Source organism: Corynebacterium sp. LaCa_205, assembly GCF_057458085.1.
Genome location: NZ_CP190931.1, coordinates 1,301,065 through 1,319,485 on the forward strand (window position 1 = coordinate 1,301,065; position 18,421 = coordinate 1,319,485).

The window sequence follows — 18,421 nt, forward strand, 5'->3', positions numbered from 1 at the left end:
GTTAATCCTGTGGCATGTACTTAGCTTCCACGTCGCGGAAGCGGCGAACGTTGTCGATGACGGTGTCTTTGTCACCAGACTGCAAAGCCCAGACGGGAACGAACTCGAACTCGGGAAGCTCAAGACGCGCCATACGTTGGCCCACGGGGAAGGACAGCCCATAGACCACCTGCCAGGGATAAAAGCGGGTACCCACAATATTGCGGACCTCTACCCCATCCTCATTGGCGCGCAGGCGCGGCCGGTTAAGGGCAACCCAAGACAAAATGGAAATAAGGAGGCCCACGCCGGGAAAGGCGAATTTATCAATGGTGGTGACATGCGCGCCGGTAAAAGACACATCCAAGGTGATTCCCATGAAGATATGGATAGCCATAACGAGGATCACCCAGCCGATTGCCACCTTACGCAAAAAGGGCGAGGTCGCCTTAAACTCCCACGGCTTAGACGTTGTCTGGGCAAAGGGATCGGCACTGGTATAGGCCAATACTTCGGCGTCGCTAAGCTGCCGGCTTCGCTGCGGATTCTTTGGGGCCTGCGCCTCGTTCATGTGCATACTCCTCTGGAACACCCCACAGTCCATCGTGGTGATCTAGCGTGGGGCGCTGACGCATTGCTAAAAGTTACTTATCTGCTGCGTTTAGTCTACGCAACTGCAGGGCGGTATCTAAAGCCGCCATCATTGCCTCGGCGCCCTTGTTTTCTGCCGAGTCTGCAAAGCCGGCGCGATCAATGGCCTGCTGCTGGTCATTGACGGTAAGGACGCCGTTCGCTACCGGGGTGGATTCATCGAGCGCGATGCGGGTAAGCGCCTGGGTAACCGAGTCACAGACGTAGTCAAAATGCGGCGTTCCCCCACGGATAACGCAGCCCAATGCCACCACCGCATCGTATGCGCGGGCGGCCGCCTGGACAACAACGCCAAGTTCCAAGGCGCCAACTACGCGGTACTCGGCAACCTCGGCGCCATTTTCCGTAGCGGTCTCTACCGCTTGGGCGTGGAGCTGATCGCAGATCTCCGCGTTCCATGTCGCAGTCACCACGGCAACGCGCAGTCCACTGCCATCTACCTGGGCAATTTCGGGTAGGCCTTCTTTACTCATTTCTTTCCTTTCGCGTGATCTCCACAGAGCTACTAAAGATCTACTTATGCGCCTCATCCCACTGGGCAACCTGCGGAAGATCGTGGCCCATGCGGTCGCGCTTCGTACGCAGATATTCAATATTATCCGCATGCGCCGGGGTTGCTAGCGGGGTGTGATGACCTGCATCCACACCAAAACCGCTCAGGCCTTCGCCCTTATGTGGGTTATTAGTCAGCAGGTTCGCGGACTCTATGCCAAGATCACGCAGGATCTGGCCGGCTACGGAATACTCGCGTGCGTCTTCGGGCAGGCCCTGTTCTAGGTTGGCATCGACGGTGTCCATGCCAGAATCCTGCAGCCGGTATGCCTCCAACTTATGCAACAGACCAATGCCACGGCCTTCCTGACCGCGCAAGTAGATAACCACGCCGTTGCCTTCCTGACTGATACGGCGCATGGACTCATGTAGTTGCGGACCGCAATCGCAGCGCCGCGAGCCGAAGGCATCACCGGTCAGGCATTCCGAATGGACTCGCACCATGACCTCACGCGCGCCGCGCAGTTCGGCGGGATCGCCTGCCACCAACGCGACATGCTCCTGTCCATCTATTTCATGGCGATAGCCAATGGCGGTGAAATGACCATACTCGGTGGGAAGCTGGGTGCTTACCTGGCGAATGACCTGGTTCTCATTATGGCGGCGCCACTCGATGAGCTGTGCAATAGAGATCATGGACAGGCCGTGCTTATCTGCGAAGCGGCGCAGCTCTGGCGACCGTGCCATGTCCGTGGGGTCATCCTCAGAAACGATCTCACACAGCACACCGGCTGGGCGCAGGCCCGCCAATCGGGCAAGGTCAATGGAAGCCTCCGTATGGCCATCACGCTCTAGAACACCACCAGGGCGCGCGCACAACGGCACCACGTGACCCGGGCGGGTGAATTCGCCCGGCGTGGTATCAGGGTTTGCTAGCCGGCGAATAGTTGCTGCCCGCGAGGTCGCAGAAATACCGGTACTACCCGTAGCTGCGTCCACCGTCACCGTATAAGCGGTGCCGCGCACATCCTCGTTGACCGCCAACATCGGCGGTAGATTCAGGCGGTTACAATCTTCTGGCAACAATGGTGCGCAGATATATCCAGAAGAGTAGCGCACCATAAAGGCCACCAGTTCCGGGGTGGCTAGCTCAGCGGCGAAAATCAGGTCGCCTTCATTTTCGCGATCCTCGTCATCGATAACAACTACCGGCTTACCAGCGGCGATATCCGCTATGGCCTGCTCAATGGAATCAAGACGGATACAATTATCACTCGCGCTCATAAGGTAGCAGTCTAGTCCTTGCCCTCAGGGGTTAGCGCTTCGGGGTGAAGCATCTTTTCTACGTACTTGGCCAGCACATCCACCTCGAGGTTGACTTCTCCTCCAACTGGCAATGCACCGTGAATAGTGTCCCGCAAAGTGGTGGGGATAAGGGATACTTCGAACCAGTCCGGCCCCACGGCGCTAACAGTCAGCGAGGTGCCGCTAACGGCAATTGAGCCTTTTTCTACGACGTACCGGGCAAGCTCGGTGGGCAAGCTAAACCGGAGGATATCCCAGTTCTCGGAGGTAGTCCGGCTCTGCAGCGTCGCGGTGCCATCCACGTGTCCTTGCATGATGTGACCGCCTAGCCGGGTGGTAGGCAGCAATGCCGGTTCCACATTGACCGAATCGCCCTCAGCTAGGCGGCCCAGAGCTGTCCGGTCGAGGGACTCCTGCATCACATCTGCGCAAAATATATCTCCAGATAAATCCGCCACGGTGAGGCATACGCCGTTGATAGCAATGGAATCCCCCAGTGCAGCCTCCGCGACGGTGCGCGGGGCGCGAATGCTCAAGCGCAAGGCGTCCGCGTGCGGTTCCATACCGGCTACGGTGCCCAACTCTTGTACTAGCCCAGTAAACACATCCAGCCTTTCTCGTTATCTGCTAATCCGCGCGTCTAGCGCACGTATTCAATTAGAACGTCATCACCCAGCGCCTTCATTCCCACGCGCTGGAATCGGGTGGCCCCCGCCAGAGTCTGGGACATGGGATGGGCGAGCACGCCACGGCCTTCCCCCAGCAACAGGGGCGCAATATAGGCAGAGATAGCATCGACCAAGTCGGCCTTGAGGAAGCTACTGGCGAGTCCGGCGCCGCCTTCTACAAGGACGTCGCGTGCCCCGCTGGCGTAGAGCTCGTATAACGCTTCCTCGATGCTGTCGTAGTGCTCGTACCCCAACTCGCGCAGGTTGCTGGCCGCATCACCGGCCGATTCCAAATCACGCTTGCCAATAATCACGCGGCGCGGCTGGTGTTCCCGCAAACTGCCGTCGCTAAACCGCGCGGTAAGTGACGGGTTATCAGCAAGCGCAGTGCCGGTGCCGACGATGATGGCGTCGCGGTGAGCCCTATCTGCATGCACCCAATCGCGCGCCGCTTCGCCCGTAATCCACTGGCTTGACCCATCCGCTGCGGCAGTAAAGCCATCCAGCGTCTGGGCGAACTTTAAGGTTACGTGCGGCCTGCGTGCTTTCATGGCAAAGAGCCAAGGCACGAGCGCATCATCGGCGTGCGGGGGCTTTTCCAGCTTGGCGACGTCCACCCCAGCCTCCGCCAACACGCGCGCTCCACCGGCGGCCTGCGGAGTGGGGTCTGCATGAAGGTAGTACACGCGAGCCACGCCGGCATCGATAAACGCCTGTGCGCACGGACCCGTGCGACCGGTATGCGCACACGGCTCCAAGGTGACCACGGCGGTGGCTCCTCGCGCCCTATCGCCAGCCTCGCGCAACGCCATGACCTCGGCATGCGCGCCTCCCACGGGCTGCGTAGCACCGACGCCCACGATGTCACCGGCAGTGGACACGATGACCGCGCCCACTGGCGGGTTGGGGCTCGTGGTTCCACGCACCTCAGCTCCCGCGGCCATTGCCCGAGACAGCGCTGCGGAAAGGGTACTCTCCTCTAGCTCCGCGCCCACTAGGCACCAGCCGCCAATTCACGCAGCTGATGTACGATCCCGGCGGGATCTTCTGCCTTGAATACGGCCGAGCCAGCTACAAAAGCATCGCACCCAGCCGCGGCGGCTTGGGCGATGGTGTCTGGCGAAATTCCGCCATCAATCTCGATGACGGTGTCGAGCCCCTGCTCATCAATGCTTTGGCGCAGCACCCGGACCTTTTCCAGCATCTCTGGCATGAATTTCTGCCCGCCAAAACCAGGCTCCACGGACATCACGAGCACCTCATCAAAGTGATGCAATTTATCCAGCCACGGTTCGATAGCCGTACCCGGCTTAATGGAAAAGGCAGCACGCACCCCTAGTTCTCGAATGCTCTGCGCCACATCCACCGCCGCCTGCTCATCGGCGACAGCCTCCACGTGGAAGATAATGGTATGCGCACCCGCCTTGGCATAGGTCTCCACCCATTGCTCGGGTTCCTCGATCATGAGGTGGACATCCAATGGTTTATTGGTAAGCCGATGGACCGTTGCCGTGATATCCGGGCCGAAGGACAGGTTGGGCACGAAGTGCCCGTCCATAATGTCCACATGGACCCAGTCTGCGGTTTCAATCGCCGCTAATTCCTCGCCCAAGCGAGAAAAATCAGCGGCCAAGATGGAAGGGGAAATAATCGGTGCGGACATGCCCACTAGTCTATCGCGATTAGTCAGCAGCGCGGCGCAGAGCCGCAAAGAACATAGCATCGGTACCGTGCCGATGTGGCCACATTTGCACGGATTTTTCGTGCCCCACATCGCCCATATCAGGAATGAGCCCATGTGCGTCTAGCTCTGTGGCACCGAGCTCGCGTACGGCGCGGTCGACGATGCCACGAGTCTCGCGCAAGTCTGGCGAACACGTGGAATAAATGACCACACCGCCTGGGCGCACCAGGTTTAAGGCCGAGGATAAAAGCTCAAATTGCAGCTGAGTAAGCTCGGCAATGTCGGACTCAGACTTGCGCCACCGCGCCTCGGGGCGGCGACGGAGTGCGCCGAGTCCGGAACACGGGGCATCGACAAGCACTCGGTCAAACCCCTGACCCACGCCCGGATTGCGTCCATCTGCCACATGAACGTCCACAGGTAAATCACTTACCGTTTTTTCAATCAGAGCCGCACGGTGCGGGGATACCTCCACCGCGTCCACGTGCGCGGAGTCGATGCGGGCAAGCGCACCCATTAAGGCCGCTTTACCGCCGGGACCGGCGCAGAGATCCAGCCACCGACCAGTGTCTTCGCCCTCCACCGGCGCTTCACATACCGCGCGGGCGATAAGCTGCGAGCCTTCATCTTGGACTGCAGCCAAACCCTGACGTACCGGCTCCAATTGGCCGGGATCGCCGGACTCCATATACACGGCGTAGGGGGAAAAGCGCCCTTCCTCATTGCCGGTCACAAGTGCTAATTCTTCGGCCGAGATTTCCCCGGGACGGGCCACCAGATGCACCGCAGGCCTATCGGAGTCCGCAGCCAGGGCGGCCTCTAGCTCGCCCAGCCCCAGCACACGACTAAACGATTCCGCGATCCAGGTGGGATGGGCATGTTTGAAGGCAATGCCGGCGATTTCTCCCTCCGGGGCAAGCTTGTCCAGCCACGCCTTGGCCGACGTGCGGGTAATGGTGCGCATAATGCCATTGGCAAAACCCTTGGCCTTGACCTCACCGCTGGCTTCCACCAAGCGCACGGTGGTATCAACCGCCGCATGGGCCTCCACGCGGGTATAGAGAACCTGATACGCGCCCAAGCGCAAGGCATCAACCACAGCTGGAGAAATGGCTTCGAGGCTGCGCGAGGAGCATTCTGCGATGACGGCATCTACTACGCCGAGGGTGCGGAGGGTGCCGTAGGTGATCTCGGTGGCAAAGGCGGCGTCTCGCCCGGTGAGCTTTTGCTTACGCAGTGCTGTGGGCAAGATGAGGTTGGCAAAGGCATCGTCATCGCTCACCCGACGCACGACGTCGAAAGCCACCGCACGCGGCGCGTCCACACCAGCGGTCAGTGCAGCCTGAATCAGACTGCCTTCCTGGCGCTTGCCGGAACGCTGACCAGAAGCATGAGCCTGTCGACCTCTGCGGTGGCCGTTACGTCCACCATGTTGCTGCTGGTGCGGGCGGCCACCACGGCCTTTCGCTCCACCGGATTTCCGGGGGTCCTGCGGCTTGCCTTCCGGCGACTTATCACCAGATTTACTACGGGAACGGAAACCACCACTCATTGGAACTTCACCTCGGCATCCTTGCCTAGTCCGCGGGCCCAGTCGGCCGCATTCATCATTTTCTTGCCTGGTGGCTGGATTTTACCCAGCTGGACCGGCTGCGTTGCGGTACCAACAAAAACGGCGTTCTTTGCAATGTAGAGCTGCCCAGGCTCTAAGTGCTCCGGTACCGCGGCTGCTGCCTCCACGGGGCTTACTGGTCCCACTTTTACCCGGGCCTCGTCCCACATGGTCCATGCGCCAGGACCTGGGGTGTGCGCACGAATATGCCGGTCGATGGCAAAGGCAGGCTGGGACCACTCCACGCGAGCTTGTGCGGTAGAGATTTTCGGGGCATAGGTGGCCTCGCCCTGCTGCGGTTGTGCCTCCAACTGACCCGCCGCTAGGCCATCCATGGTGGCGACGAGCAGATCGCCGCCGGAATAGGCAAGGCGAGTGAGCAGGTCATCGGCAGTATCGGTGGTGCGGATTTCCTCCGTCACGGTGCCCAGCACCGGACCGGTATCTAGGCCTTCTTCAATGCGGAACGTAGATGCGCCGGTAATCTCATCACCGGCAGCTATGGCAGCTTGTACCGGTGCCGCGCCACGCCATGCCGGGAGCAGGGAAAAATGCAGGTTCACCCAACCATGCTGCGGCAGCTCCAGCAGGTCCTTGGTGACCAGATTGCCATAAGCCACCACCGGAATTGCCTCGGGTTCGAGCTCCCGCAGGCGGGCACGCAGGGCCTGCCCGTCCTCCGTGTCTGGACGCAAGCTGCTAGGAGTTAGCACTTCGATGCCATGTTCTTGGGCTACTGCTTTCACCGGGCTGGGGTGAAGGCTACGGCCGCGGCCCTTCCTAGCATCTGGGCGGGTAATTACCGCCACCACCTCATGCGAGGAGGCAATTAGCTTTTCCAAGGCCACAACAGCGGGCTCAGGGGTACCGGCAAAAATAATCCGCATGCGGGGAAACTCTCCTATTAATCTCGTTCAAACTACTAGGCTACAACGCCGTAGCGCTGCCGCCACAGTAAGCGGGCTATGAGGCGTTAAACCACTCGGATTCACGGATGGCGCGCATAACGTCTTTTCGGTCCACGGCATCGAGGCGCTGCAGGAAAAGCACTCCATCGAGATGGTCTGTTTCATGCTGGATGCACCGAGCCATCAGCCCCGCGGCCACCATGGATAAGGGGCGGCCCTCTATATCCTGACCGCTGACAAAGACGCGGTTGAAGCGGGTGGTTTGCGCGCTAATGCCGGGAATAGAAAGACATCCTTCCGGGCCTATTTGCTGCTGCGCGCCCAACGGCGTCCAGACGGGATTAACAATCGCGCCACGCAAGCCAGATTGGGTATGCGAGCAGTCATAGACAAAAATCCGTTTGAGTATGCCCACTTGATTGGCCGCCAGCCCTACTCCCCCAGCTTCGTCCATGGTCTCGAGCATACCGTTGGCCAAAATGCGCAGTCCGCGATCGAACGTGCTTACTTCTTCTGCGCGACTGCCCAGGACAGGGTCGCCGTAGATACGGATTCCGCGAAGAGACATGGCAATCACACCTTTCTGATGCGCCGAAATAAAGCCGGCCTGACAATGGAGGGTTTCCCCGTCGAGACTAGCGCATAAGCCCTAGCCACCCGATACGGCTAACCCACGTGGATAGGATCAACCACGATACGCAGTGGCAAGTCATCCTTGCGCGCGCTACGCGCCGCGTTTGCACTGCGCAAGGCGCGCCCTAATTGGGAACGAGGCCCCAGTGGGGTGCGGATCACCAGCCGCTGCGCGGGACCAAAGCGCTGGCTATCGTAGTCGCCGGGCAGGCTATGGCCCGGGGGAAGAGGAACTGGGCCCAAAACCTCCGCATGCTCAGGAAGATCCACAAGCTCAGCAAAGCCATCCAGGGACGCATCCGCACCATCAATGGCGGCAAAGTGCACCGCAGGTGGGAATCTTACTTCTCGTCGGGCAGCAAGCTCGGCTGCGGCCGCGCCAACCATATCCCAGCGCAAGAAATGCTGAACCACGCTAAGAGACTCATCGGCAGCCACAATTACCCGGCCGCCCTTGAAATGCGGCTGCACTAGCGTGGCCGCCTGCGCCCACTTCGATAACGTGTCTTCAGTAGCACGCAGATCTTGGCGGTTGAGCAATGCACCAGCGTCCAAGAGCAGCGCCGCACCGTAGGCGCCATCTCGTACATTCGGTTCGGCGCCAGGGGTGGCGATGACAAGGGCCGGCGCATTATCCACTGCCTCGAGGATCTTATTTCCGCCAGAGACCACTACCCGGGTATTAGGAAAGGCACGGCCCAATTCCTCCGCGGTGCGCTCTGAGCCTAAAACGATGGCGCGCAGGCGCGGGGATCCGCATTCACTGCAGCGATGGCGCGCCTCGATGCGACCGCACCAGCGGCAGGTGGGCATTCCTGTCTCCTCCGCGCCGCCCTTGCTTGGCGACGCCCCCGTCGGCGGCAGCCCCAATGGCCCGTTGCAGTGCCGGCAGCGCGCCGGCGCGCGGCATCGGCCGCAGGCCAAAATTGGTGCGTATCCCTTGCGCGGTACTTGCACCAATACCGGCTCTCCCCTATCCAGCGCCTGATGGGCGGCTTGGAAGGCCTGTGCCTGAACTGAAGTGGTGCCGCCTTCTAAATCGCGAGCAATCGATAGACCGAATGGGCCTACCGCCTCAATGGCTGGGCAACGCGCCCCGATCGTTTGTTCTTTGGCGACCACATCGTGCGCCCAGCCTGACTCCACGAGGAGCTGCGTTTCCGCAGTCCGCGAATGGTTTGCCAAGACCATGCTGCAACCTTCAAAAGCAGAACGGGTGGTTAGCACTTCCCTGGCATGGACATAAGGTTTGAGGTTATCTACCAAATTATCGTTGCCATCATCGAGGATAACCGCCAGCTGTAGATGTTTTACTGGGGCGAAGGCGGCGGACCTAGTACCAATTACGACGCGCGCCTGGCCTACCAGGGCTGATAGGTAGCGGCGGTAGCGGGCCTGCGGGCCCATACTATTAGTCAGCACTGTAATCTGCTTCGCCCCTAATACCTGGCGAAGGGCGGCTTCTACCGCATCAACGCTCTTCTGGTCCGGGGCAACTAAGAGCACCCCGCCTCCGTCTAACGCCACCTTGGCCGCGAGCGCAGCTAAGGCATGCGCCCAATCATCGCCCGGGGCGATTTGCCATGCGGCACGGGCGAGCTTGCCAGACAGGATTGAATCAACGAAAGCCTCACCATGCTCATAAGCAGACCACCCCGAAAGGTCAGGCTCGCTCGTGGTACCGAGCTCCTCCCACGGGGTTTCCAAATCGGATTCCTCCGCCTTGGCGTGCCTAGGTGGAATAGCAGAGCGGATAATATCTGAGCGCACTCCGCCATAGCGGTCCGCTAGGGCGTCGATAAGCCGGGCAAGCTGCGGCGGATACACCTGGAACGGTGAGATGATGCGCTCGATAAAGCGCAGGTTACCGCCAAATTCAGAATCATGCAGGCGCTCTAGCACTATCGCATCAACCAAGCGTCCATTAAAGCGGATGCGGACCTTTATCCCCGGTTGAACTTCCTGCGAATCTGCCTCTTCTATAAGGTAATCAAAGCCCCGATCGAGGTGCGCGACCCCTAAAAGAGGCAACACCCGCGCAACCGGTTTCCGGATGGCGGGTGTTTTCTTAGGCATAAGCCCCGATTCTACAGACCGGCGGCAGCGCGCAGTGCCTCTACTCGGTTCAACTGCTCCCACGGCAGCTCAACGTCGGTGCGTCCGAAGTGACCGTAGGCCGCAGTCTGGGCATAAATGGGCCGTAGCAGGTCGAGTTCGCGGATAATCGCGGCTGGACGCAGGTCGAATACCTGATTTACCGCAGCCTGAATATTCGCATCGCTCAGGCCTTCCTTGGCAGTGCCGAAAGTCTCCACGTACAAGCCCACCGGCTTAGCACGACCAATTGCGTAGGCAACCTGAACCTCGGCGCGATCCGCCAAACCAGCGGCGACGATATTCTTAGCCACCCAGCGCATTGCATAAGCAGCGGAGCGGTCTACCTTGCTGGGGTCCTTACCGGAGAAGGCGCCACCGCCGTGACGAGCCATACCACCGTAGGTATCGACGATGATCTTCCGGCCGGTAAGACCGGCATCACCCATGGGTCCACCGAGAATGAAAGACCCTGAAGGGTTGACCAACAACGTCGTGTCTTCGGTGTAGTACTTCTCCAAGCCCGCGTCCTTAATGACCCATTCAAGGACCTCGCTGCGCAATGGGCCCTCCAGCCAAGCGCTATCAACCTCAGTATCGTGCTGAGTAGAAATCACCACGGTATCTAGGTGGGAAGGCTCATTGTCATCGGTATAGGCGAAGGTCACCTGGGTCTTGCCATCCGGACGCAGGTGATCCACGATGCCCTCCTTGCGCACCTGCGTCAGGCGGCGAGAAAGCCGGTGTGCCAAGGCGATAGGCAGGGGCATATACTCGGCGGTCTCATTGGAGGCATAGCCGAACATCAAGCCCTGATCACCTGCACCAGCGGTGTCATTTTCCTCGTCATAGTCCTCGTCATGGGCGCGGGCTTCGGTGGAGTTATCTACGCCGGCGCCGATCTCCTGGGACTGCTCACCGATGGCAATATTGACACCGCAGGTATTGCCATCAAATCCCACCTCAGAGGAGGTAAAGCCAATGGACTTTAGGGTATCGCGCACGAGCGCCGGGATTTCTACATATGCCTCGGTGCGTACCTCTCCCACCACGTGAACCTGACCGGTGGTAACCAACGTCTCAACGGCGACGCGGGATACGGGATCCTTTTCCAGCAGGGCATCGAGGATGGCGTCCGAGATGGCGTCACAAATCTTATCGGGATGGCCTTCCGTAACGGACTCGCTGGTAAAAAGACGAGTTGCCACTGCAGCGTTATCAGTCACAAAAACTTCCTTCGTTCTCACTGTTGATTCGATGCTGTGGGTTTTCTACGCCCAAGCCTAATACCTCGCAATCCTAGACCAAGCGGTCTATAAATGCAATTTTAGCTGTCTACACCCGAAACATTTCATTCACAGCCGCCAAAATCTGTGCGGCGACTACTTGTTTCGAGCCATGTTCCACCCGTTGCGGCGCGGACTCTGGCCGCAAAATCCATCCCTCATTCGACTTTTGGCCAAAGGTCTTGGCCCTACCGACCTCATTGGCCATAAGCACATCGCAGCCTTTGCGAACAAACTTTTCTTGGGCATATTCCAAGGCAGACTTGTGGGCGTCACCCGTTTCGGCGGCAAACCCCACAATCACACACTCCGCCGGAATCTCCGAGCGCTCTCGTGCGGCCACAAGCCCTTTGAGGACATCCGGGTTTTCTACCAAATGTAGGGCCGAGAGTGCGTCGTCTGCTTGCCCCTTCTTCATCTTTGACTCAGCTGCCTCCGCGGGGCGGAAATCAGAAACTGCGGCAGCCATAATGATCACGTCCGCATCACGGGCCTCTTCGTGCATCGCTTCCTCCAGTTCCCGGGTGGAAACAATGTGGCGCACCTTCGCACCGCTGGGGACAGGCAGCTGCGCAGTATTCCCAGCCACAAGGGTGACCTGAGCCCCCTTCTGGGCGGCCCATTCCGCGAGCGCGAATCCCTGCCTACCAGAAGATCGATTACCCAAGTACCGCACTGGGTCCAGTTCTTCCTGGGTGCCTCCCGCTGATATGACTACCCTTTTGTCTTGCCAGGTATGTTCAACCCGGTAACCAGCCAATTCGGTGCGCACTACCTCAGCAATCTGCTCCGGCTCCGGAAGGCGACCAGGACCTGAGTCCTTGCCGGTCAAACGGCCATGGGCGGGCTCAATAACCGTAATACCGCGCCGCCGCAAAGTAGCGACGTTGTCTTGCGTGGCGGGATTGTGCCACATCTCTGTATGCATGGCCGGAGCAATGATGACCGGGCACGTCGCCACCAACACGGTCGCCGTAAGTAGATCATCAGCCCGACCGGCGGCCAGTCGCGCGATTAGATCCGCAGTTGCGGGCGCAATTACCACAGCATCCGCCCGCTGCCCGATGTTAACGTGCTGCACCTCATCCACAGCCTCAAAAACGCTGGTGGAAACCGGGTGGCCGGACAGGGCTTCAAACGTTGCAGCGCCAACAAAGTTTAGTGCGCTTTCCGTAGGGACAACGCGCACATCATCGCCCGCCTCCTTGAGATTGCGCACAAGGTGGCACGCTTTGTAGGCGGCGATGCCGCCAGCAACGCCTACAACAATATTGCGAGAGCTATCTTTTTCAATCACACCGCACGATGGTACCTGGCGGCACAAAGAAAGGCCCCACTCGCCGCCCCGGGAAGGTGCACCCCTAGCCGGGGATACACGTCCGTGGCGACGCGTGGAGCCTACAAGCTATTGCACGCTTGTGCGCTAGCTACTTGCCTTCCTCGTGGTCCAGCAAGCCAGCGTCAATTTCGCGCAATGCGATGGACAAAGGCTTTTCGCCTGGCTCTGGAGTAACCAGTGGGCCTACGAATTCGAAGACACCTTCATCCTGCTCTTGGTAGTAGCTATTGATCTGGCGGGCGCGCTTAGCAGCGAAGATGACCAAAGCGTACTTAGAGGAAACCTTGTCCAAAAGCTCATCGATCGGGGGATCAGTAATGCCGATCGGATCATCAAATACTGGCTCCGCCTTTGCGGCTTCAGTGTTAGAAGGGGTGGTCACGTTAGTCACATGCACCTTTACATTGATTGAAGATGGTCAAAAAGGAGGTCTATGCCTGCAGGATATCACTGATGGCAGCCACTGCCTGGTCCAAATCCTCGTTAACAACGACGTGGTCGAACTCATCCTGTGCGGCTAGTTCCTCATGCGCAGTTTGCAACCTACGGTCAATGACGTCTTGCGGCTCGGTACCGCGGCCGGTGAGCCGCTCCACAAGCACGTCCCATGATGGGGGTGCCAAAAAGACCAAGTCTGCCTCCGGCAGTGCTTTCTTAACACTCCTAGCGCCCGCAAGATCAACCTCAACGAGCACTGGGCGTCCTGCGGCCAAAGCTTCCTCTACCGGCTGAGCAGGGGTTCCAGAGCGCTGCAATCCACCGTGAATATCAGCCCATTCGAGCATTTCCCCGGCGTCGATTCGCTGCTGGAAGGCTTCTGGGGTGACGAAGAAGTAGTCGACACCATCCTGCTCCCCGGGACGGGGCTGGCGCGTAGTCATCGACACGCTAAAGTACAGCCCCTCGACGTCACTGCGCAGACGCGAAACCACGGTGGATTTTCCCACTGCGGATGGCCCCGCCAGAACGACGAGGCGACCGCGTGCAGTTGCGTTAGCCATGGTTGTAACTATTCGCCGTAACCGAAACGCTCGAGGAGAGCACGACGCTGACGCTCACCCAAGCCGCGCAGACGACGGGTCTGAGCGATCTCCAGGTCCTCCATGATTTCCTTAGCCTTGACCTTGCCAACCTTCGGCAGAGCCTCGAGGAGTGCAGAAACCTTGGTCTTGCCGATGATCTCATCGGTCTCAGCCTTTTCGAGCACGTCCTTCAGGTCGGTCTCGCCGCGCTTGAGCGCAGCCTTGAGCTCAGCGCGAGCCTTACGGGCCTCAGCGGCCTTTGCGAGAGCTTCCTTGCGCTGCTCATCAGTCAACTTTGGAAGGGCCACGGGTTTCCTCCGATTCATTAGATTGATTCTGTTACGTCTAGTACTTGGTACCAGATTACGGTTGCCTAACGCAGTTTATACACCGCGGAAAGTTATCAATAACCTTCGGGCAAACCGACTTCTGGTAATCCTAGCACTGCTCATTGAACGGTGACGATTAGCGGGTCCAAAAGCACGCCTATTTTAGCACGTCACCGCACATACCTTAAACAAAGTACCAGGTAAGCAGCGCGGCCAGTAATCTGCCACGCCGCCCCTTTTAGTCCCGGAACTCCTGAGCCACGCGATTCACCGCTTTGCGCAGGTCAGCGAGAGCAGGTCCTTGTTCCAATACTGCTCGGGACACGTTCGCGAATCCCAGCGATGGCCGAGCAGAGACAATGCTGTGCACTTGCTCTGGGCCAGCACCTTGGGCGCCAACGCCTGGCAGAAGAACCGGGCCATTGAGCGCATCCAGGCGAGGTGGATTGTCCAAAGTAGCCCCAACGACTACCCCGATGTCTCCCGGCTTGTCGGCCTTGTGCGCCGCTACATTGAGCGCGGCACATTCATCGACCACTCCTTGTGCGATGGTGCTCTCCTCGCCTACTGGGACGGCTTGGATGGCACGTGCCTCCGGGTTGGAGGTAGCCGCCAAGACGAATACGCCGCGTCCGGTTTCTTCGGCCTTGCTAAACACCGGGCCTAACGCACCAACGCCTAGATAGGGAGACACGGTCACCGAATCTGCGCGCAGGGGTGAGCTATCACCTAGCCAAGCATCTGCGTAGCCGGCCATGGTCGAGCCAATATCGCCACGCTTGGCATCGGCCACGGTCAGGCATCCCACCTCGCGTAGGGACGCCAAGACGTCCTCGAGGACCGCAAACCCCTGGGAACCGAAGCGCTCGAAGAAGGCAACCTGCGGCTTTACCAAGGCAGCGGTATCGCTGAAGGCTTCTACGCAGCGCATGCTGAAGGTCCGAAGACCATCAGCGGTGGGCTCCAGTCCCCACTTTTCCAGCAGATACGGATGCGGGTCTATACCCACACAGAGGCGACCACGCGCCTGGCCCGCTGCCTCAAGCAGCTCACCAAATCCCTTAGTTTTGTGGGCCATGCTCAAGCTCCTGAAGCGCGCGTACCTGCAGGTTGCCAATGCGCATCGCTTCGATACCTTGGACGGCTGCGGTTACGCCCTGCACGGTGGTTACCAGCGGGATTTCCATGTGGACCGCGGCAGCGCGGATATCGTAACCGTCGTGGCGCGCGCCTGCAGAGCCCGCAGGGGTGTTGAGAATCCAGTCGATTTCACCGTTGAAGATCTTATCCACGATGGACTCTTCGCCTTCCTTAGCCTCAGAGACCTTGGCGGCAACCTCACATTCGATGCCATTGCGGCGCAGCATCTGCGCCGTACCGGCGGTAGCGACGATGTTGTAACCCATGTTCGCCAAGCGCTGGATCGGGAAAATCAAGGTGCGCTTGTCCCGGTTGGCGACGGATACGAAGATAGTGCCCTCCGTAGGCGGCACGGCGAAGGCAGCGATTTCGCCTTTGGCGTAGGCCGCACCGAAGTTGGTAGCCAAGCCCATAACCTCACCGGTGGACTTCATTTCCGGCGACAGCAGCGTATCGAGCAGGCTGCCATCGGTCCGGCGGAAGCGGTTAAACGGCAAGACCGCTTCTTTGACTGCGATCGGGTGCTCCAGCGGCAAGGAACCACCGTCATATTCAGAAGGAATCATGCCTTCGGCGCGCAGGTCCGCGATGGTAGAGCCCATCATGACGCGAGAAGCTGCCTTAGCTAGTGGAACGCCGGTCGCCTTGGAGACAAATGGCACGGTACGGGAAGCACGTGGGTTGGCCTCGATGACGTAGAGGATGTCGTCCTTCAGGGCGAACTGAACGTTCATCAGGCCCTTGACGCCAATACCCTCCGCTAGAAGTCGGGTGGAGGTGCGGACCTTTTCGATATCCTCTGGCCCCAGCGTCATAGGCGGCAGAGCACAGGAAGAGTCACCCGAGTGGATGCCGGCTTCCTCGATGTGCTCCATCACACCGCCCAAGTAGACCTCGTTGCCGTCGCAGAGTGCGTCAACGTCGATCTCTATGGCGGAGTCCAAGAAGCGGTCCACCAAGACCGGGTGGTCCGGGGAAAGCTCGGTAGCACGCTCGATATAGTCTTCCAGCGCCTTTTCGTCGTAGACGATCTCCATACCACGGCCGCCCAGGACATAGGACGGGCGGACCAATACTGGGTAGCCGATAGAGGAGGCAACCTCGCGCGCCTCAGCAAAGGAGGTGGCGGTGCCATACTCTGGTGCTGCCAATTCGGCTTCGTCGAGGACCTTGCCAAACTCGCCGCGGTCCTCAGCGGAGTCAATAGCTGCTGGGCTGGTGCCAACAACTGGTACTCCTGCCTCCTCCAATCGGGCTGCAAGGCCCAGTGGAGTCTGGCCGCCGAGCTGAACAATGACGCCGGCAACATCACCGGAAGCGGCCTCCGCGTGGTAGACCTCCATAACGTCCTCGAAGGTCAACGGCTCAAAGTAGAGGCGGTCCGCGGTGTCATAGTCAGTGGACACGGTCTCTGGGTTGCAGTTGACCATGACGGTCTCATAGCCCTGCTCCGAGAGCTCGAGAGCTGCGTGCACGCAGGAGTAGTCAAATTCGATACCCTGACCGATGCGGTTCGGTCCGGAGCCCAGAATAATGACCTTACCCTTGGAGCCCTCCGGTGCGGGGCGAACCTCGGTCTCGGCTTCCGGATCAAGCTCATAGGAGCTGTAGTGGTATGGGGTCTGTGCCTCGAACTCGCCGGCACAGGTGTCAACGGTCTTGTAGACAGGGCGGATACCCATGCGCCAGCGCAGGCTGCGTACGCCATCTTCGCCGTTGAATTCGGGGCGGAGGGCGGCAATCTGGGCGTCGGAAAGCCCAAAGACCTTGGCCTCGCGCAGCAGCTCCTCGGTGAGCACTGGGGCATCGATAAGCTCCTGGCGGAAGGCGACCAACGTGGCCAGCTCAGCAATGAACCACGGGTCTACGCCGGAAGCCTCATGGACCTCGTCCACCGAGGCGCCGAGGCGCAGGGCCAATTCAATGTCGTACATGCGGCCCTCGGTCGGGCGCTCTAGATCCTTGAGTACCGCCTTGAGGTCACCAGCGCGCTCGCCGGCGAAGTACTCATCTGGCTTGGTCCAGAAGCCATTGGGCTTGTTTTCCAAAGAACGCATGACCTTATTGAGGCCCGCGATGTAGTTGCGGCCAATTCCCATGGCCTCACCCACGGACTTCATGGTGGTCGTCAAGGTATCGTCTGCGCCTGGGAACTTCTCAAAGGCAAAGCGCGGGGCCTTGACAATGACGTAGTCCAAGGTGGGCTCGAATGCGGCCTTGGTCTCGCCGGTGATGTCGTTTTGTACCTCATCCAAGGTGTAGCCGATGGCGAGCTTGGCAGCCAGCTTGGCAATGGGGAAGCCGGTGGCCTTGGACGCCAGCGCGGAGGAACGGGACACGCGCGGGTTCATCTCGATGACGATAATGCGGCCATCATCCGGGTTGACGGCGAACTGGATATTGCAGCCACCGGTATCGACGCCGACCTCGCGGATAATCGCGATACCAAGGTCGCGCATCTTCTGGAACTCACGGTCGGTCAGGGTCAGCGCTGGGGCAACCGTAACGGAATCGCCGGTGTGCACGCCGAGGGCGTCAACGTTTTCGATGGAGGCCACGACCACGACGTTGTCGTCGCCATCGCGCATGAGCTCGAGCTCGTATTCCTTCCAGCCGAGAATAGACTCCTCAATAAGCACGTTGGCCTCAGGGGACGCGGCCAGGCCGCCGCCGGCAATGCGGTCTAGGTCCTCACTATTGAAGGCCAGACCTGAGCCCAAACCACCCATGGTAAAGGAGGGGCGGACCACTACGGGCAGGCCGAGCTTGTCGACGGTCTCGTGTACCTCATCCATGTTGTGGCATACCGCGGAGCGAGCGGACTCGCCGCCAATGGAGGCGACAATATCCTTGAATTTCTGGCGGTCTTCGCCGCGCTCAATGGCGTCAATATCGGCGCCGATGAGCTCAATGCCGTACTTGTCCAGAATCCCCTTGCGGTCCAACTGAACCGCCGCATTCAGCGCGGTCTGACCGCCCAGGGTGGCCAGCACGGCGTCAATGGGGTGGCCCTCTTCTTGCTCTTTGACCAGAATCTTTTCGATGTAGTCCGGCTCGATGGGCTCAACGTAAGTGTGGTCCGCGAACTCGGGGTCCGTCATGATGGTGGCCGGGTTGGAATTGACCAGGGTCACCCTCAAGCCTTCCTCCTTGAGCACGCGGCAGGCCTGCGTGCCGGAATAGTCGAACTCGCAGGCCTGGCCGATGACGATAGGGCCGGAGCCGATGACCAGGACGTGGTTGATGTCGTTGCGCTTTGGCATAGTTTTTCTTCCTTTT

17 protein-coding genes are annotated in these 18,421 nt (G+C 59.6%); all 17 read right to left on the reverse strand.

Annotation, left to right across the window (positions count from 1 at the left end; translation table 11 throughout):
* Window position 1: 1 nt before the first annotated feature.
* The 17 genes from ACP8J1_RS06320 to carB all read right to left on the reverse strand — a co-directional run bounded on the left by ACP8J1_RS06320 (window position 2) and on the right by carB (window position 18,405).
* Entirely contained in the window at window positions 2–550 is a 549-nt protein-coding gene (locus ACP8J1_RS06320) for a PH domain-containing protein (RefSeq protein WP_023021490.1), read from the reverse strand.
* A gap of 73 nt (window positions 551–623) precedes the next feature.
* Complete coding sequence (gene ribH, locus ACP8J1_RS06325; protein WP_023021489.1) at window positions 624–1,103, reverse strand: 6,7-dimethyl-8-ribityllumazine synthase; 480 nt, start codon at window positions 1,101–1,103, stop codon at window positions 624–626.
* A gap of 40 nt (window positions 1,104–1,143) precedes the next feature.
* A complete protein-coding gene (locus ACP8J1_RS06330; protein ID WP_023021488.1) occupies window positions 1,144–2,406 on the reverse strand; it encodes a bifunctional 3,4-dihydroxy-2-butanone-4-phosphate synthase/GTP cyclohydrolase II in 1,263 nt (420 codons plus the stop codon).
* A gap of 11 nt (window positions 2,407–2,417) precedes the next feature.
* On the reverse strand, window positions 2,418–3,032 hold the full coding sequence (locus ACP8J1_RS06335) for a riboflavin synthase (RefSeq protein WP_023021487.1): 615 nt from the start codon (window positions 3,030–3,032) through the stop codon (window positions 2,418–2,420).
* 35 nt (window positions 3,033–3,067) lie between these two features.
* A complete protein-coding gene (gene ribD, locus ACP8J1_RS06340; protein ID WP_023021486.1) occupies window positions 3,068–4,090 on the reverse strand; it encodes a bifunctional diaminohydroxyphosphoribosylaminopyrimidine deaminase/5-amino-6-(5-phosphoribosylamino)uracil reductase RibD in 1,023 nt (340 codons plus the stop codon).
* A complete protein-coding gene (rpe, locus tag ACP8J1_RS06345) occupies window positions 4,090–4,758 on the reverse strand; it encodes a ribulose-phosphate 3-epimerase (protein ID WP_034655367.1) in 669 nt (222 codons plus the stop codon). Before rpe ends, ribD begins: the two co-directional genes overlap by 1 nt.
* A 19-nt stretch (window positions 4,759–4,777) precedes the next feature.
* Window positions 4,778–6,331 carry an RsmB/NOP family class I SAM-dependent RNA methyltransferase gene (locus tag ACP8J1_RS06350; protein ID WP_023021484.1) on the reverse strand — a complete coding sequence of 518 codons (1,554 nt, stop codon included), beginning with the start codon at window positions 6,329–6,331 and terminating at the stop codon, window positions 4,778–4,780.
* Window positions 6,328–7,278, reverse strand: coding sequence for a methionyl-tRNA formyltransferase (fmt, locus tag ACP8J1_RS06355; RefSeq protein WP_023021483.1), 951 nt, complete (start codon window positions 7,276–7,278; stop codon window positions 6,328–6,330). Before fmt ends, ACP8J1_RS06350 begins: the two co-directional genes overlap by 4 nt.
* A 76-nt stretch (window positions 7,279–7,354) precedes the next feature.
* Entirely contained in the window at window positions 7,355–7,867 is a 513-nt protein-coding gene (def, locus tag ACP8J1_RS06360) for a peptide deformylase (RefSeq protein WP_023021482.1), read from the reverse strand.
* Between the two features lie 98 nt (window positions 7,868–7,965).
* Window positions 7,966–10,008 carry a primosomal protein N' gene (locus tag ACP8J1_RS06365; RefSeq protein ID WP_023021481.1) on the reverse strand — a complete coding sequence of 681 codons (2,043 nt, stop codon included), beginning with the start codon at window positions 10,006–10,008 and terminating at the stop codon, window positions 7,966–7,968.
* An 11-nt stretch (window positions 10,009–10,019) separates the two neighbouring features.
* Window positions 10,020–11,252 (reverse strand): methionine adenosyltransferase, encoded by a 1,233-nt coding sequence (gene metK, locus ACP8J1_RS06370; RefSeq protein ID WP_023021480.1) that lies wholly within the window; start codon window positions 11,250–11,252, stop codon window positions 10,020–10,022.
* Window positions 11,253–11,361: 109 nt separating this feature from the next.
* On the reverse strand, window positions 11,362–12,609 hold the full coding sequence (gene coaBC / locus ACP8J1_RS06375; RefSeq protein ID WP_023021479.1) for a bifunctional phosphopantothenoylcysteine decarboxylase/phosphopantothenate--cysteine ligase CoaBC: 1,248 nt from the start codon (window positions 12,607–12,609) through the stop codon (window positions 11,362–11,364).
* A 130-nt stretch (window positions 12,610–12,739) separates the two neighbouring features.
* Complete coding sequence (rpoZ, locus tag ACP8J1_RS06380; protein WP_005324891.1) at window positions 12,740–13,042, reverse strand: DNA-directed RNA polymerase subunit omega; 303 nt, start codon at window positions 13,040–13,042, stop codon at window positions 12,740–12,742.
* 40 nt (window positions 13,043–13,082) lie between these two features.
* The gene (gene gmk / locus ACP8J1_RS06385) at window positions 13,083–13,652 is read right to left on the reverse strand and encodes a guanylate kinase (RefSeq protein ID WP_411703342.1); all 570 of its coding nucleotides are present in this window, start codon (window positions 13,650–13,652) and stop codon (window positions 13,083–13,085) included.
* An 8-nt stretch (window positions 13,653–13,660) separates the two neighbouring features.
* Entirely contained in the window at window positions 13,661–13,981 is a 321-nt protein-coding gene (mihF, locus tag ACP8J1_RS06390; RefSeq protein ID WP_005328460.1) for an integration host factor, actinobacterial type, read from the reverse strand.
* A 259-nt stretch (window positions 13,982–14,240) separates the two neighbouring features.
* Window positions 14,241–15,080, reverse strand: coding sequence for an orotidine-5'-phosphate decarboxylase (gene pyrF, locus ACP8J1_RS06395; protein ID WP_023021477.1), 840 nt, complete (start codon window positions 15,078–15,080; stop codon window positions 14,241–14,243).
* Window positions 15,064–18,405, reverse strand: a complete 3,342-nt coding sequence (gene carB, locus ACP8J1_RS06400; protein ID WP_023021476.1) for a carbamoyl-phosphate synthase large subunit — start codon at window positions 18,403–18,405, stop codon at window positions 15,064–15,066. The genes pyrF and carB overlap by 17 nt, the downstream gene beginning before the upstream one ends.
* Window positions 18,406–18,421: the final 16 nt, after the last annotated feature.

Coding starts and splice junctions, on each gene's coding strand:
- ACP8J1_RS06320 (WP_023021490.1), bottom strand. CDS start 550: ATGAACGAGGCGCAGGCCCCAAAGAATCCGCAGCGAAGCCGGCAGCTT.
- ribH (WP_023021489.1), bottom strand. CDS start 1,103: ATGAGTAAAGAAGGCCTACCCGAAATTGCCCAGGTAGATGGCAGTGGA.
- ACP8J1_RS06330 (WP_023021488.1), bottom strand. CDS start 2,406: ATGAGCGCGAGTGATAATTGTATCCGTCTTGATTCCATTGAGCAGGCC.
- rpe (WP_034655367.1), bottom strand. CDS start 4,758: ATGTCCGCACCGATTATTTCCCCTTCCATCTTGGCCGCTGATTTTTCT.
- ACP8J1_RS06350 (WP_023021484.1), bottom strand. CDS start 6,331: ATGAGTGGTGGTTTCCGTTCCCGTAGTAAATCTGGTGATAAGTCGCCG.
- fmt (WP_023021483.1), bottom strand. CDS start 7,278: ATGCGGATTATTTTTGCCGGTACCCCTGAGCCCGCTGTTGTGGCCTTG.
- def (WP_023021482.1), bottom strand. CDS start 7,867: ATGTCTCTTCGCGGAATCCGTATCTACGGCGACCCTGTCCTGGGCAGT.
- ACP8J1_RS06365 (WP_023021481.1), bottom strand. CDS start 10,008: ATGCCTAAGAAAACACCCGCCATCCGGAAACCGGTTGCGCGGGTGTTG.
- gmk (WP_411703342.1), bottom strand. CDS start 13,652: ATGGCTAACGCAACTGCACGCGGTCGCCTCGTCGTTCTGGCGGGGCCA.
- pyrF (WP_023021477.1), bottom strand. CDS start 15,080: ATGGCCCACAAAACTAAGGGATTTGGTGAGCTGCTTGAGGCAGCGGGC.
- carB (WP_023021476.1), bottom strand. CDS start 18,405: ATGCCAAAGCGCAACGACATCAACCACGTCCTGGTCATCGGCTCCGGC.